The sequence below is a fragment of the Pseudobutyrivibrio sp. UC1225 genome (assembly GCF_900115215.1).
Classification (GTDB): Bacteria; Bacillota; Clostridia; order Lachnospirales; family Lachnospiraceae; genus Pseudobutyrivibrio.
Genome location: NZ_FOVQ01000002.1, coordinates 268,039 through 284,274, shown reverse-complemented (window position 1 = coordinate 284,274; position 16,236 = coordinate 268,039). Strand labels below are relative to the sequence as shown.

14 protein-coding genes and 1 pseudogene are annotated in these 16,236 nt (G+C 42.0%); 4 read left to right on the top strand and 11 right to left on the bottom strand.

The window, feature by feature from the left end:
* Positions 1–431: 431 nt before the first annotated feature.
* The 3 genes from aspS to BMZ41_RS04165 form a co-directional block, all read right to left on the bottom strand.
* Positions 432–2,195, bottom strand: coding sequence for an aspartate--tRNA ligase (gene aspS, locus BMZ41_RS04175; RefSeq protein ID WP_090527099.1), 1,764 nt, complete (start codon positions 2,193–2,195; stop codon positions 432–434).
* A gap of 73 nt (positions 2,196–2,268) precedes the next feature.
* Positions 2,269–2,736, bottom strand: coding sequence for a Fur family transcriptional regulator (locus tag BMZ41_RS04170; protein ID WP_072911114.1), 468 nt, complete (start codon positions 2,734–2,736; stop codon positions 2,269–2,271).
* A gap of 2 nt (positions 2,737–2,738) precedes the next feature.
* A complete protein-coding gene (locus tag BMZ41_RS04165) occupies positions 2,739–3,119 on the bottom strand; it encodes a metal-dependent transcriptional regulator (protein ID WP_090168957.1) in 381 nt (126 codons plus the stop codon).
* A gap of 248 nt (positions 3,120–3,367) precedes the next feature.
* Here BMZ41_RS04165 and BMZ41_RS04160 point away from each other — a divergent pair, with 248 nt between their 5' ends.
* The 3 genes and pseudogenes from BMZ41_RS04160 to BMZ41_RS16115 all read left to right on the top strand — a co-directional run.
* Positions 3,368–3,805, top strand: a complete 438-nt coding sequence (locus BMZ41_RS04160; protein ID WP_242942011.1) for a hypothetical protein — start codon at positions 3,368–3,370, stop codon at positions 3,803–3,805.
* A 4-nt stretch (positions 3,806–3,809) separates the two neighbouring features.
* Positions 3,810–4,667 carry a DUF5685 family protein gene (locus BMZ41_RS04155; protein WP_090527096.1) on the top strand — a complete coding sequence of 286 codons (858 nt, stop codon included), beginning with the start codon at positions 3,810–3,812 and terminating at the stop codon, positions 4,665–4,667.
* Positions 4,664–4,849 (top strand): annotated as a pseudogene (locus BMZ41_RS16115) (DnaJ domain-containing protein); the annotation flags it as partial. The gene BMZ41_RS04155 and the pseudogene BMZ41_RS16115, both read left to right, overlap by 4 nt.
* Positions 4,850–5,205: 356 nt before the next feature.
* On the opposite strand, the gene BMZ41_RS04145 reads toward BMZ41_RS16115, so the two are convergent.
* Both BMZ41_RS04145 and BMZ41_RS04140 read right to left on the bottom strand, forming a co-directional pair.
* Positions 5,206–6,423: an acyltransferase gene (locus BMZ41_RS04145; RefSeq protein ID WP_090527094.1), complete on the bottom strand. Its 1,218-nt coding sequence runs from the start codon at positions 6,421–6,423 to the stop codon at positions 5,206–5,208.
* Positions 6,424–6,437: 14 nt separating this feature from the next.
* Complete coding sequence (locus BMZ41_RS04140) at positions 6,438–7,190, bottom strand: M15 family metallopeptidase (RefSeq protein WP_242942010.1); 753 nt, start codon at positions 7,188–7,190, stop codon at positions 6,438–6,440.
* A 143-nt stretch (positions 7,191–7,333) separates the two neighbouring features.
* Here BMZ41_RS04140 and BMZ41_RS04135 point away from each other — a divergent pair, with 143 nt between their 5' ends.
* Positions 7,334–8,308: a bile acid:sodium symporter family protein gene (locus BMZ41_RS04135; protein WP_090527092.1), complete on the top strand. Its 975-nt coding sequence runs from the start codon at positions 7,334–7,336 to the stop codon at positions 8,306–8,308.
* 48 nt (positions 8,309–8,356) lie between these two features.
* On the opposite strand, the gene BMZ41_RS04130 is transcribed toward BMZ41_RS04135, so the two are convergent.
* From BMZ41_RS04130 to BMZ41_RS04105, 6 genes are all read right to left on the bottom strand, one after another.
* Positions 8,357–8,701, bottom strand: coding sequence for a hydrogenase maturation nickel metallochaperone HypA (locus BMZ41_RS04130; protein ID WP_090168965.1), 345 nt, complete (start codon positions 8,699–8,701; stop codon positions 8,357–8,359).
* A gap of 135 nt (positions 8,702–8,836) precedes the next feature.
* A complete protein-coding gene (locus BMZ41_RS04125; protein ID WP_442960245.1) occupies positions 8,837–11,710 on the bottom strand; it encodes an FAD-dependent oxidoreductase in 2,874 nt (957 codons plus the stop codon).
* A gap of 13 nt (positions 11,711–11,723) precedes the next feature.
* On the bottom strand, positions 11,724–12,443 hold the full coding sequence (locus BMZ41_RS04120) for a carbon monoxide dehydrogenase (protein ID WP_090168967.1): 720 nt from the start codon (positions 12,441–12,443) through the stop codon (positions 11,724–11,726).
* Positions 12,444–12,606: 163 nt separating this feature from the next.
* Positions 12,607–13,395, bottom strand: a complete 789-nt coding sequence (locus BMZ41_RS04115) for an acyl-CoA dehydratase activase (RefSeq protein WP_090527090.1) — start codon at positions 13,393–13,395, stop codon at positions 12,607–12,609.
* 12 nt (positions 13,396–13,407) lie between these two features.
* The gene (locus tag BMZ41_RS04110) at positions 13,408–14,958 is read right to left on the bottom strand and encodes a 2-hydroxyacyl-CoA dehydratase family protein (RefSeq protein WP_090168972.1); all 1,551 of its coding nucleotides are present in this window, start codon (positions 14,956–14,958) and stop codon (positions 13,408–13,410) included.
* Complete coding sequence (locus BMZ41_RS04105; protein ID WP_090527088.1) at positions 14,958–16,148, bottom strand: 2-hydroxyacyl-CoA dehydratase family protein; 1,191 nt, start codon at positions 16,146–16,148, stop codon at positions 14,958–14,960. Before BMZ41_RS04105 ends, BMZ41_RS04110 begins: the two co-directional genes overlap by 1 nt.
* Positions 16,149–16,236: the final 88 nt, after the last annotated feature.

Here is a 16,236-nt window from a genome sequence, read left to right as displayed (position 1 = left end):
TTTTTGAGCTTTTTCTAAATAACACTGTATTTTTTTGAAAGGTGTGGCGTAACTAGAACTCACAGCCATCGGTATGTGTATAAAAAACAAACGATTGCAATATAACAAAAGGTACAGCATTCAAAAAGCTATCTATTTGAACTTTTCATACAGTGCTTTTCTAAAAAATCTCAAATAAAACTGTACCTTCACAAAACTAATGCAACAGTTCTAATTTTTCACCTGTTATATGTACTGTGGCAGCTGCCACAGACCCATTTCTTAATCCTGCTTGATTACCATTTATATGGCTCATGGAGCTGAGTCAAGAGAGCAAAGCTCCCGAAGGGCTTGCTCTTGACCAGTGACATGGCCATATACAATGTAACAAGCTGGATGAAGAAACAAAAAAGAGACCTAGTCAAAGACTAGATCTCTTCATAAATTCTTTATTAATCTTCCTTAGGCATCACGATTGCGATGTGTACATCGTCAAGCTGCTTCTGCTCTACTGTTGCAGGAGCATCCATCATGATATCCTGTGCGTTCTTGTTCATTGGGAAAGGAATAACCTCGCGGATAGCTTCCTCACCAGCAATAAGCATAACCATACGGTCTACACCAGGAGCGATACCGCCGTGTGGTGGTGCACCATATGTGAATGCGTTGTACATAGCTGGGAACTTAGCCTTAACATCATCCTCACCAAGACCAACAAGCTTGAATGCCTCGATCATGATTTCAGGATCGTGGTTACGGATAGCACCTGATGAAAGCTCAACACCATTACATACTAAGTCGTACTGGTAAGCTAAGATATCAAGTGGCTCCTTGTTCTTAAGAGCATCCATACCGCCCTGTGGCATAGAGAATGGGTTATGGCAGAACTCAAGCTCGCCTGACTCCTCGCCGATTTCGTACATTGGGAAATCAACGATCCAGCAGAACTCGTATGTATCCTTCTTCATGTGACCCTCTGCTGCTGCGCCGAGAAGTTTTCTGAATACACCAGCTGTCTTCTGAGCAACGAGAAGTGGACCTGCTGCAAGACCAACGAAATCGCCTGGCTTAAGACCAAGTGCATCGATGACTGCCTGCTTACGCTCCTGAAGGAACTTCGCGATACCACCAACAAGCTCTCCGTTCTCATCAAGCTTGAACCAGTATGTCTTCTGAGCTGTAGCAACCTCTACCTCAGCGATCATAGCATCAATCTGCTTACGTGTAGCTGTAAGATTATCAACAACGATAGCCTTAACAACATTGCCCTCGAATGGACCGAATCCACAATCAGCCATAACTTCTGTAGCATCCTGAAGAACGAGGTCGATACGAAGATCTGGCTTATCTGAACCGTACTTGTCCATAGACTCAAGATATGGAATGCGTACAAATGGAGCTGTAGAAGCTGAATTGTAAACGCCGTACTTAGCAAAGATAGGTGGAAGTACATCCTCGATAACTGCGAAGACATCTTCCTGAGATGCAAATGCCATCTCCATATCAAGCTGATAGAACTCTCCTGGAGAACGATCTGCACGAGCATCCTCATCACGGAAACATGGAGCAATCTGGAAGTATCTGTCGAAACCAGATGCCATGAGAATCTGCTTGAACTGCTGTGGTGCCTGTGGAAGTGCATAGAACTTTCCTGGATGATTACGAGCTGGAACAAGGTAATCACGAGCACCCTCAGGTGATGAACATGTAAGGATTGGAGTAGTAATCTCCATGAAATCGTGAGCAATCATAGCTGCACGAAGCTCTGCTACAATCTTGCTACGAAGGATAATCTTGCTCTTAACCTCTGGGTTACGAAGATCAAGATAACGATATTTAAGACGAGTGTTCTCATCTGCTTCCTTTGAACGATTAATCTCGAATGGAAGCTCGTTGTGAGTACACTTTCCAAGAATCTCAATTGATGTAGGAACGACCTCAATCTCACCAGTTGGAAGCTCTGTGTTCTTAGAAGAACGCTCGCGAACCTCTCCAGTAACAGAGATTGTAGATTCCTTATTAACAGAATCGATAACAGCCATCATCTCTTCTGTCTCAACAACTATCTGTGTAGTGCCATAGAAATCACGAAGGATAACGAAGCCAAGATTCTTAGACACCTTTCTAATGTTTTCGAACCAACCAACTAAAGTAACCTGCTTGCCTGCATCTGAAAGACGAAGCTCGTTACAGTTGTGTGTACGTGACTGAGTCATTTTATATCTCCTCTTCTAATAAATAAAACTAAGGGCTGTCAACGGTTTGACAGCCCTTTTATAATACACCTTTTTATAACGCAAGTCTAGATATCTTCTGGTCAGAAATTCGGCCTTTTGCCTTCAATCCCTCGTATAAAATGTCCTGTAAATCTGCTCTGTTTAATACTATCTTAGAATCGTCGTCCAATGTGACAACCACATTGGTCTCACAGGCAAGACAACTTCCACCAGGACAATTTGGATCACAGTCCTCATCAGCACAATGCTGCTCACAGGCTGTGCAATCCACCTGATACATATTCTTGCGGTTAAGCACGCCAATCTCCTCGAGGGTATTTACCATGCGGTAAACTGTGGCAGTACCTATATTTTTATCGATTTTGATGGCCTCGCGGTAAATCTCCTTCACGCAGGAAGGATCTGAATTAAGGATGATATCCAATACCACAAGACGCTGCTTTGTAATTCGACAGCCCGCCTCTCGAAGCTGCTGCACGATAATGTCTCTTTGTTCGTTATTATTTACTGCAATATCCATAATTACTTTAAAATCTTATCCTTCGCATAATCACGAACAGCCTTAAAGCTTTCCTTACTGATTACGTGCTCGATACGGCATGCATCCTCGGACGCAATCTCCTCATCAACACCGAGCTTAACAAGAATATCAGTAATAAGCTCATGGCGCTCGAGAATCATCTCAGCGATGGCCTTTCCTTCATCTGTTAGGTAAATATATCCAGCGTCAGTCACTGTGATGTGATTCTTCTCACGAAGATTCTTCATAGCAATGCTGACTGATGATTTCTTAAAATTCAACTCGTTAGCTACGTCTACAGAACGAACAACTGGGAGCTTCTTGCTAAGTACAAGAATTGTCTCTAAATAGTTCTCTGACGACTCATTTACAAATGTTCTCAAAATAAAAACCTCCTGTTATTTTGAACCTGTGATAAATCGATTGCATACAACTCACCACAATTAAAAGAGTACCATATTTCCAACTCCTGTGCAACTCGTTAAACTAAAGTTAGTTTACACTAACCCAACTGATTTATCAAGCTTTCTTAAGCATTTATTAAACTTTTCTTAAATCCCTTCCCAAACTGTTGACGGTGGACCTGGAAACCTTTAAAGTGCAGATAAGCTAATTGTTTAGGAGGTAGCAAATGAACAATTTCAGATACAAATTAGCACGAATGTTCGCTGGAAGAACCGGCGTGGATGCATTAGGCAGAACCTTTACCTGGGCTGCGATGATACTAATGCTGGTTACTATGTTCAGTCATTCCAATATAGCCTACCTGCTTGCAATGGCATGTCTAATTTATAGCATATGGAGAATGTTCTCCAAAAACTATCAGAAGAGATATTATGAGAATCAGATGTTTCTTCAGAAGACAGCAAAGATTAGAGGCTTCTTTATTAGACTTACACCAAATATAAAAAACAAAATCGCAAAAATGCGCTACGACATGGACCAGCGTAGAACCTACAAGATTTTTAAATGTCCTAGCTGTAAGCAAAAGCTTCGTGCGCCAAGAGGCAGAGGTAAAATTCAGGTTACCTGTAATAGATGTCGCACACAGTTTATAAAGAAGGTTTAAAGGATTGTTTGGATATATTAACGCAGATCGAAGTCAGCTATCTCAAGAAGATAAGCGCACATATCAGAGCTTTTACTGTGGCTTGTGCAGGGAATTAGGAAAGCAGGCAGGTGTCAAAGGCCAGATGCTTCTTAATTTTGATTTATGCTTTTTAGCAATACTGCTTCAGAGTCTCTATGAACCTGAGCTTAATCAACAGGATTTCAGATGCATGATTCATCCTGCAAAAAAGAAACAGGGCTTTTCCAGTGAAGCAATGGAATACGCAGCCGCTATGGATATCATTCTTTCCTACCATAGCCTAATGGATAATTATGCCGATGATGGTTCAAAGCTTTCAGGCATGGCTGCAAGTTCGCTGAAAAAAGATTACGACAGAATCAGTATACAGTATCCTAGACAGGTTAAGGCAGTTGAGGATTATATCAACAAGCTGTCATATGCTGAAAAATCAGGCGAAAGAAACATTGATCTTGTTTCAGGCTACACCGGTGAAATGCTGGGCGAGCTATTTAACTGGAAACAGGATTCCTGGGGACAAACCCTTCATGGTATGGGTTATTACATGGGCAAATTCATTTATTTGATTGATGCCTATGATGACATAAAAAAAGATGAAAAAAGAGGAAGCTACAATCCTCTCCTATTTTTGAAAAAAGAATCACCAAAGGAATTTGAGTGCTTTGTAAAAATCAATCTTACATCGCTGATGACAGAATGTGCCAAATCCTTTGAAAGACTACCTATAGTCGATAATGTAGATATTCTAAGAAATATTATTTACTCCGGTGTATGGACCAGATACGAATATCTTCAGCTTAAAGAAAAGAGAAAGAATAATTCCAAGGAGAATCGTAAATGACAGATCCTTATAGCATATTAGGTGTATCAAGAAATGCTTCTGAAGACGAAATTAAAAAAGCCTACAGAAGTCTTAGTAGAAAATATCACCCAGATGCCAATATAAACAATCCTAATAAAGAGGCTGCAGAAGAAAAGTTTAAAGAAATCCAGGCAGCATATAACCGTATCATGGATGAGCGCCAAAATGGCGGTCCCTTTTATCAGGATTACTACAACAATAACCAGTCTGCCAACTATGGTCCTTACAATAATTATGGACCTTATGGCAACCAAAACCAGAATCAACAGAACTATGACAACTGGTATGAATACAAACGTTACTATTACGGCTACAATCGCCCATATTTCGGCGTTGTTCGCTGGTGTGCAAGCATGATTATTCTTAATCTGCTGTGCAACATCTGTTGTTTCTTTTAATTAGCTTATATCCAGGTCATTCGGACCTTTCATATATTTTCTCCCTATATCTGCATGTTCTAATTGACATGCAAACTAAAATACCCTCGGGCTTCAGCCACCCGAGGGTATTTCCTTTGTTATTTATTTTTCTTTCTATCAATAATTGATATGACTGTATTGAAAATATCAATAAAGAGATTTTCTATAAGATATGCAGCCACTGTGGAAATAAGCAGAGTAACTACCACCAAAATTATAAAGCCCACTCCCTTGTACATTACCGATGAAACATGAATAATGTTTCTTACAACGAAATACAAAGCCCACATATGAATCAAAAGGATTCCGTAGCTGTACTTGCTAACCAATCTCAAAAGGTAAAAATTCTTAAGATGGTTCTGAAGCTTAAAGCAGATGGCAAATACTGCAAGAACAGTGATTATAAAATACTGAGTAAGCGCTGTCATTGAATCCTGATAAGCCAAGTTTGGATCAATCTTAAAGTACTCTAGTATGCTCACAAGAACTCCAGCGATTATCATCCATGTATCAAACTTCCTAGATTCCTCTCGGCTATACCAATATCCAACTATTGCCACTGCGCACCAGCCTGAAAGTGGAATAATAGTTCCAATCTGATTTGGAATAAACTTCATTAAAATCGAAAGAACATAAGTAATAACCACAAGCTGTGTCAGCATTGTATATGACATGTTCTTAAGCATAATTCTAAGAAATGGCACAGCCACATAAATTGCCACTATCTCGTACACAAGCCAGAAATGTGGCACATTATCGTTGTAAACATCTGCTGATAATATCTTTACGGCTATCTCCTGCCATGTAAGCACACCAATCTTTTCATACTGCCAAAGATACCAAAGATAATAAACTATCAAAGGAATAGCAATTCTAAGAAGTCGCTTTTTGTAAAAGGTAAATACGGATTCCTCCTTATCCACCAGCAGAAGTGCTCCGGAAATCATAATGAAGAAGGTATTACAATTTCCACTCCAGCAACGAATATAATTCATGGTGTTGTAGATACCTGTACCTGCCATATCAGCTGCAAGTCTCAAATCCAGATTAAGTACATGGATAATGATTACAAGAAGCACCGCCACCAGTCTCAGGTAATCATATACAGGATTTCTGTTGTTATTCTTAGATATAGCCAGCGTCTGGCCTACATAGTTCTCGTTTTTTATTGATTTGAAAATGCATATGCCAGCCCCAACTGCCACTGCTATCCCAAAGAATAGCCACTGGGGTTTTACATAGCTTGTATAGTTTAACAACACTAAACTCCCGACTGCTACAGCAAGCCAGTAGATAGTAGATGCAATTTTTTTCATTATGTCTATTCTCCTTAGTTGTAAAGCTTCTTTACCACTGAGTCTGGTACCTCGAAATGCTGATAATCCTTTGACTTTTTCCAGGCACCGCCCCACTCAAAACCGTGGACTGTAAAGAGCTTGTATGCTAAATCATTCTCGTCAATCTTATAGGGAAAATCCTGTGTGCGGTCAACGTAAGCTGCTGCATTAGCTGGCTCAATTGAAAGCTGACCATCGACAGTTTTCACATATGGATTGTACAAAGTATTGATGTCCATGGCAAGACCATAACCATGCTTGGAAATTTTTGTGGTGTAGCTGATAAATCTAAAATTAAAGCTTGATGAATTATTGTCAGCCATAGAACTCTCATCATCTGCATTGTACTCATCCACAAGTCTGATTTTCTCGATTGGATAACCTGCATTGTAAAGCTCTTCAAATATCTCAAGCAAATCTTCTGCTATATATTTGTTACAGATAATCTCTCCATCATGGGGCTGTCCATCAAAGCCTATATGCTTCACATGTAAATATCGTAAATCCGATAGTGGTACGGTGCAATTGTCCTTGTAGGATTTCCCTTTTATTCTGGCGAAGATATCGCTGTTTTCATCGAATTCCACGGCGTAGAAATCTTTATTATTCTCTGTTTCATTTTTATTCATAACAATGTTCTCTTCTTTTTCTTCTTTTTCATTTGATTCAACATTTTCTATCTGATTTCCACAACCTGACATAGACAGCCCTAGTGCAATCAACAATATAAATATTCTCTTATTCATAGTCACACCCTCGTTTAGATGTTAATCATGAATAATTTTACCATTGATAGTTGAAAAATGAAAATCATAGTGATATCTTGATTTATAGCAGTAGCACTTTAAAGTGCTAAATTACATATTCAAGAAAGGATGGATTTTTTGTTATGAAACAAATCAGTAGCTTTATCGGAAAGTACATGGCAATCATCGTACTTGTAGTAGCGGCTTTGGCTCTTTTTAAGCCTGGCACCTGCCTTTGGATTCAGACTAGTTGGATTAACTATCTCCTAATGATAGTAATGTTTGGAATGGGTCTTACAATTAAGCCTGAAGATTTTGTTTTAGTATTTACTCATCCAAAGGATATTCTTATCGGTTGCCTTGCACAGTTCACTATCATGCCGCTTCTTGCTTTTCTTCTTGGAAAGGCTTTTGGACTTGAGGCTGGGCTCCTTGCAGGTGTAATCCTCGTTGGTACATGCCCTGGTGGTACATCAAGCAACGTCATCACATACCTTAGCGAAGGTGATGTAGCTTTATCTGTTGGAATGACCAGTGTAAACACACTTCTTGCTCCACTTCTCACACCCGTAATCACTTATTTATTCCTTCGCACAACAGTATCTGTTGATGTGTTGGCAATGTTTATCTCAATTATCAAGGTGGTAATTGTTCCTATCGCTCTTGGATTCGTCATCAACCACTTCTTTGGCAAATATACAGCAAAGGTTAAAGAGGCACTTCCTCTTGTTTCTGTACTTGCTATAACTTTGATTGTAGCTGCTGTTGTATCACACAACTCTGAACAAATTCTTACAACAGGCGCAATCATCTTCGTGGTTGTAATCCTTCATAATCTTCTTGGTTACGCTTGTGGATTGTTACTTGGAATGGCTCTTAAGCTTCCTCTTTCTAAAAAGAAGGCTCTTTCAGTTGAGATTGGTATGCAGAACTCTGGTCTTGCTACCTCACTTGCTGCTACAGCATTCCCTGATCTTGCAATGGCAACAGTACCTGGTGCCATCTTCTCAGTATGGCACAACATCTCAGGCGCCTTACTTGCAAACATCTATAGAAGAATGACTGAAGATAAAGATCAAGATGTTGATGTTGATCTTTCAGTAGAAGCTACAGATTAAAACAAGATTATGTAAAAAATCCCACGGCGCTCAGCCGTGGGATTTCTATTAATCCGCTATAACTTCTTTTAGTATAACTTCATTTCCTGTGACAAGATATGTATTGCCACTGCCACAATGTGGACAAGTCTTTCCGTGAGCAACTGTCTCATACTCCTGTTTACAATCCTCGCAGAAAGTCACAGCTTTGATGGTCTCACAAACAAGCTTGCTACCCTCAAGTCTTGGATATTTCTTTGCATTCCATGCCCAGCAATCAATAAGATAATCTGGAATAACTGTAGAAACCTCACCGATTGAGAGAACTACCTCGCTGATATGCTCAGCACCGTTCTGCTCGGCTACTTCCTCTACCTGTTTCGCAACGTGAAATACAATTCCTAACTCATGCATTACTTATACTACCCTTTCTAAACCAACACCGCCAGTTACAGTCACAAGCCTTAGTGTTTCTTCTTTCGGCCATAGCATGCCTCATTCAGAAACCTAAGAGCTTGTTACTTACTGGCTCATTGACATAACCATGAATTATTTACGGTTACGCTTATACTCCTTGTGTTCGCGCTCAGCCTGCTTCTCAGCTTCGCTCTTCTTAGAGAAGGCAACCTTTGCAGCACGCTTAAGTGCGTAAGCACCGATATGCTTGAACTTATCCTCAGCAGGAACCATATGTGTGCACTCTGGATGAGTTCTGTGAAGGTGGATAGCATCGAAAGCACACTTAGTTGTGCAGACACCACATCCGATACACTTATTCTCATCTACTACTGACGCACCACACTTGAGGCAACGGCTAGCCTCTGCCTTAACCTGCTCCTCTGTAAGAGTAAGGTGAGCATCTCTAAATGAATGCTTCATATCAATGCTTGTGTCGATAGCAGGCTCATTACGTCCTGCTGTATCATATTCTTCCACAAGAATATTGTCTTTGTCAAGCTCGATGAAATCACGACGGTTCTTACCAATTGTCATAGAGCAGCCTGGCTGTACGAATCTGTGAAGTGAATCAGCAGCGCACTTACCAGCCTCGATAGCGTCAATAGCGAACTTAGGACCTGAATAAACATCACCACCAACAAAGATGTCTGGCTGCGCTGTCTGGTATGTAAGGTGATCTGCCACTGGGTAGTTGCCATGCCAGAACTCAACCTTTTCTTTTCCATCACCGAGGAGTCCGCCCCACTCAATACCCTGACCGATAGCGAAGATGATGTTCTTGCACTCTACTGTCATAGTGTCATTCTCATCGTACTGTGGATTGAACTTTCCTTCTGCATCCTTAACAGATGTACATTTCTTGAATACGATACCAGCTACGTTGCCCTCAGCATCCTTAAGGATTTCCTTTGGACCCCAACCATTGTTGATTGCGATATCCTCTTTAAGAGTCTCTGTAATCTCGATATTGTTTGCAGGCATCTCATCACGCTGCTCCAAGCAGAACATCTGTGGCTTGCCAGCACCAAATCTAGCAGCTGTACGTACACAGTCGATAGCTACGTTACCACCACCGACAACAACTACATTGCCATCCATCTTCTGGTTCTGATCTTCTGTAGCCTTGTGAAGGAAGGTAACAGCGATGTCGATACCGCTCTTAGCATCTGTACCTGGGATTGGTGGAATCTTACCACCCTGGCATCCAATTGCAACATAGAATGCCTTGTAGCCCTGAGCACGAAGCTCATCAAGAGTGATGTCCTTACCAACCTCAACGCCGCACTTAATCTCAACACCAAGCTGACGGATAACATCGATTTCAGCCTCAACAACGTCCTTCTCAAGCTTCCATGAAGGGATACCCCATGTGAGCATACCACCTGGACGATTGTTCTTCTCGAATACTGTTGGCTTATAACCCTTTGTTGCAAGGTAGTAAGCACATGAAAGACCTGCAGGGCCTGAACCGATAATAGCAATCTTGTCATCCCACTGTGTTAAGCGGTTTGATGCGATGTCGATTGGTGGAATGTATCTTGTCTCAGCGTGAAGATCGCGCTCAGCAATAAACTTCTTAATGTCATCGATAGCAACAGGAGCGTCGATTGTACCACGTGTACAAGCAGCCTCACATCTCTTGTTACATACACGACCGCAGATAGCTGGGAATGGGTTGTCCTTCTTGATAAGGGCAAGAGCATCCTCATAGCGGCCTTCCTTAGCCATATTTACATAACCCTGAACAGAAACGTGTGCAGGACAAGCTACCTTACATGGAGCTGTACCTGTCTCGTAGCAGTTCTTACGGTTGTTATCACGATAATTCTCATCGTACTTTTCCTTGCCCCAGTGAACCTTGTCTGGAAGAACTACCTTTGGATACTCAACCTGAGTTCCGTCCTTCTTGCAAAGCTTCTGACCAAGCTTAACAGCTCCAGCTGGGCAGTACTCTACGCACTTACCGCAGGCAACGCACTTCTCTGCCTCAACGTGAGCAGTGTAAGCAGAACGTGACATATTAGGTGTGTTGAAAAGCTGTGATGTACGAAGGGCATTACAAATGTTTACGTTACAGTTGCAAAGACCGAAGATTTTGTTCTCGCCATCGATGTTTGTAATCTGGTGAACATAACCAAGAGTCTCAGCACGCTCAACGATACGCATAGCCTCTTCGTATGTGATGTCATGACCCTTACCAGTCTCGCGGCAGTAATCAGCGAAATCACCAAGACCGATACACCAGTTCATCTCGTCATCGCCACAACCTTCCTCAAGACAAGCTCTTGATACACGGCATGAACACTGACCAACACCGATGTGGCCTTCGTATTTCTTGAGCCAGTATGAAATCTGCTCAAGGTCTAACTTCTCGTTTTCGAACTCGATAGCCTTCTCAACAGGGATAACGTGCATACCTACACCAGCACCGCCTGGTGGGATAAGGTGTGTAAGTCCATCAAGTGGCATAAATGTCATTCTCTCGAAGAAGGATGCAAGAGCTGGATGCTCCTTTAATCTATTATTTGAACGCTCGCCAGGAACTGACTCTTCCATGTTGAAAAGCTCCGCAGAACCTGGAACGAACATAGGAAGACAATATCTTCTCTCTGAAGGCTCAGCTGTACGTCCGTTGTGATCGTAGTGATCGCCGTAATCGTACTCTAAGAGACCAATATATGACATCTCATCAAGAAGCTTCTGAAATGCTTCCTTGTCCTTTGCCTTCTCAGGATTCATCTTGCACATTTCATCAAATGTGTAATGATGGCGAAGCTTCATAGTAAGACCAACCTCTGCCATCTCCTCTGTTACGATTTCTGCAAGACCCCAGTACTCTGGATCCTCAACCTTTACACCGAACATCTTGTGTCCAGCAACATCTGTAATTTTTCTACCAAGCTCAATGATTTTCTTGCTTGGTGCCTTGTCATTCATGTGTGGTGGAATGACTGCTTTACTCATTTCTGGCATTTCCTTATACTCCCTTTCTTTCTTTAAAATGTAGCTCGCGAAGCCCCTCAACTTCGTCACAAACCTTCTGCAATGAACACGAGCCACAATCCATCATTACGTTCTTGAAGATGTGATCGATTGTGCCAGTGATCTCTTCAAGATGACGTGACTGCTCAGACAACGATTTATAATCGAAATCTGGATCAGTTATAAATATGAGCTTTACAGCTTCAATATTTTTGTTTTCATGGTAGGTATCCAAGAAAAGCTTACCTACCTGGGCGAAACCAAGACCTTTTTTAATAGCCTCAGCACTGACTCTAACCGGCTCTCTGCCGTTTGATGCAGAGATACGAGTCATGTACCCTTCTGGATTTATGTGATATCTCACATATTCGATTTTTCTAATAGCGTTATAAAGTACATTGCCATCTCCCAGGCTGTCCTCTGCTACCCTCACAAGAGCAACTCTGGCGTAAGGCTGATCTGCCTTTATCTCAGACAAATTTGGTCCAAGAATATAAACTTCATCAGCTGGAACAAGCTCGGTGTTTGCTGTAACACCCATTGCGCTGACTGCGGGATGTGTGCCACCACCCAGCTCATAAGCCATGTCTGCTCTAAGGATAAGATTGTGATCGCCTGCATCAGCCCAATTCGCATTTGCGATATCAAGCTGCTTTAATGGCGCCCCTTCAAAGGAAGACATAATGCACTTTATAGTCTCATCATATAGCTTCATTGATTAAATCTTTCTATTTCTCTTTATCTTGTCATAGTGCTTAGCTAACAGCGGTTGAATTGCTGATGTAAGTTTCATATCTAAGTTAAAGAAATAAACGATAAACGATAATACGAAGAGACACAGCAAAATAAGTGCAATTATTAAAAGAATTTTCAACATTTTATAGTCCTTTCTGTCGTGCGAACTCAGCTGCGCCAAGTGCTCCCATAAGCTGTGGGTCCACTGGAAGCTCGATTACCTTAAGCTTGAGAACCTGCTCAATAGCTGCCTTAAGACCTGCATTCTTTGCACAACCACCTGTAAGTGTAATCTTATCAACAGCACCAGCCTTCTTCGACATTACGAAGCAGCGCTTAGCAACTGAAAGCTCGATACCTGCAGCGATTTCATCCATAGGCTTACCTTCACCAACAAGTGAGATAACCTCTGACTCAGCGAAAACTGTACACTGAGCAGTGATTGGAATAACGTTCTTTGCCTTGAGGGAAAGATTTGAGAACTCGTCCAAATCCATCTCGAAGGCTCTTGCCATAGCCTCGAAGAAACGTCCTGTACCTGCTGCACATTTATCGTTCATGGCGAAGTTAAGAACTGTACCGTCTGTATCCACAGCGATACCCTTAACGTCCTGACCACCGATATCAATTATAGCCTTTACCTCAGGGTCTGCGACGTGCACACCCATGGCATGGCAGCTAATCTCTGAAATGTTCTCATCAGCAAATGGAACCTTATTTCGGCCATATCCTGTACCTACAAGATATGTTAAATCCTCTGCACTGTTTAACTCTGGAACCTGAGCTACTGCCTGGTCAAGAGCATCCTGACAAGAAAGCACTGCATTGATTCGACTCTTAAGAGTCACATCAGCTACCATCTTTCCGGTCTCATCAATGATTACACACTTTGTGTATGTAGAACCGGAATCACATCCACCAAAATATTTCATATTATTATTCTCCTACCATAAATTAGTATCATCGTAGTCCTCTAATGTAGGATCTAACGGTTCTTCACGCAATACGCTACGCATATAGCGGTTAACATCCTGACGAAGATTCTTTCTTGGGATAACACGTGGATCGTAAAGATCGTGGTTTACCCACACAAGCTTAATGCCATGCTCTCTGGCCTGTTGCTCGAACATACCGTGCATACCATCAAGAGCCTTGCATGCAATGTGCTCCCAAAGGATTACCATATCCGCATTGAACTCCTCACAGTATCTCCAAAGATCATCAAGAAGAACCTCGTAACCACCATGAGTACGGTTTCTCATAATCATGTTCTCGTACTGGTGAGCCATATCGTAATATGCCTGTTCCTTATCATCCTCTGAGATAGGATCAAGAGAAACCATAGTAAGCATATCAAAAAGTGGAAGAATTCCCCAGCAATTTAACAGCCATGCTACAAAATCTGTATAGAACTGTGACTGAACGCCCCAGATTACTGCACGGTGGCGGTATTCCTTAGCAAGCATTGTCTTGTTCTTGTAGGCTTCTGTAGCCATCTTTGTAATCTTTTTATCAAGCTCTGCAAAGGCTGGAACCTTACCAGCGATTGCCATGTATTCTGTCTCACGGTAAAGAAGGATGTTATTTCCAATTACCTGAGGATAATCTGTCTTTGAAAGCTCAAGCCATTCTGAGCACTCACGTGCTCCGATGTTGATGCGCTTAGCACACTCGAAGTAGTAATCCCAGTCAAATTTCTCGCCTGTCTGCTCCTCGATAAAGGCGATTGCATTTCTAACCTCCTGAGCAGCATACTCCTGAACTCCTGGCTCTGTGTGACGAAGTGGTGTAGCAAGCTGATGAACTGGAATTCCATTGCGCTCAAGAGCTCGTGAAATAACACCATTTCCCATAAGGGAACCATCACAGGTAGTGTTACACTGAACGGCACACTTACCAAAGATTGGCATATCTCCATCGATACAAATACCTGCCTCGGATGCTGGCATAGGGCAAACATCACCAGGCATACCACATTCCTGAACTACATCAAGATAATGTGTCATGGCATCTCCCTGAAGAAGCACGCAAACATAGCAGCTTGCTGTCTCCCAGCTAAGTCCCTCGAGATTTGGAAAACCACACATGATGTTGGTCATCTCATTCTCATCCATAAGGACTACATGCTTTGACTTCTCAGGCTTAGCGCCAAGATTCTGATCCATAGAAAAGATCTTTGTAAGAAGCTTAGCAACGTCTGAAGCTACTAAATCGTACTCCTCACGACAGATGCGAAGCTGTGGGCCACGAAGCCCCATTGAATGCTTATCAATCATCATTGGAACAGCTAAATAATTGAGCATCCAACGATATCTAAAGAATCCTTTTACATTCTTTGGATGAAGCATAAATTTACCAAGCATGGCCATAATTCCCAGCCATCTGGTGTAATCGTACCAAGTATCTTTTATTCCTCTCCATTCACGATGCTTGAAAACCTTTTTATCACCACTATAAAGCTTTCCAAGCTGTGAGCTGCCGACTGCTTTTCCCATTACTTCTTACCTCCTTGGATTTTCTTGATTTCGATACTCTCCACGAAGGCCTGTACACGGGTGCGTAACTGTCCGGAATTTCCTACTGCGTACGGGCGGTCAATTGTAAGAACTGGATAACCGTATTCGTCGCGTAAAACATGGCTTCCAACCATTCTCTCATATGCCCATGGGTCGCAGAATTTCATTTGCTCGTAGATGATTCCATCTGCTTTGTATTCCTTGGCAATTTCATCTACATACTCGCGTCTACGATTCATCTTTGGTGTATCCATGTGACGTGGACACATGCAGCTCATCATATACTGACGGCAAATCTGTGTGAGAACATCCTCCTCATCGTTAAGGATGATTTCCTGTCGTCCTGGCAATGAACCAAAGCAGAATCTGTCTGCGCAAACATAAGCTCCTGAATCTTCAACAAGCTTAATCATATCAATATCGTCAATCTCAGAACCAACCACAGCAACTCTTGCTCTAAATGGCCACTTCTCGTCTGGCTGACGATTCTTAACCTCTTCAAGTGTCTCCTCTAATTTCTCGATAAGTAAATCGTGAGGGCACACATAAGTACACATTGTGATGATGTGGAACTCATAGCCTGTAATACGAGGCTTCTCTTCCTTACGGAAGTTTCCAAGCTCTGTGATAAGACGGCAGATTTTGTTGTGTTCTTCTACTGCCTTTCTAAGAGCCTCATCACTAATGTCGATACCAAACTTCTCATGTAATGGCTCAAGGATTTTGCTTCTGCACTGACCAATATAGAGGTTTAATCCATTTTCATCAGCCTTCATTGGAACCTCAAGGTACTGGTAGAAGAAATGCTCCTTTTCATTCATCTTAAGGAGCTCCATGTTCTCAACGCAACGGTTGATCATGGTGCATCCATCTGGTGCCATAAGGCAATCTAAAAACTGGTATCCGCCTTCGATGGCACGCTCAAGCAATGCTCTGGAATATTCACATAAAAGACTGGTCAGGTAGTAGGTTCCCATTTCCATGGAACCTGTACGAGGCGCACGAAGTCTTACTGTGAAAGCATTACCTAAGTTCATCAACACTTCTGGAATCTGATAACAAACTGAACCAACGCAGACGCGGCCCTCAGCCTGGGCCTGTCTAACCAGCTCATTATCGGCGTCCATTAGAAGGTTTTCAAAGTAGTATAAATGCTTTAAATCCTTCATATATTCAATTCTCCCTAATCCGCATGTTACACTCTCAAGCCTTAGATATTGCTCCGCTCGACTAACATGTCTCGCTGTGCAACACTAA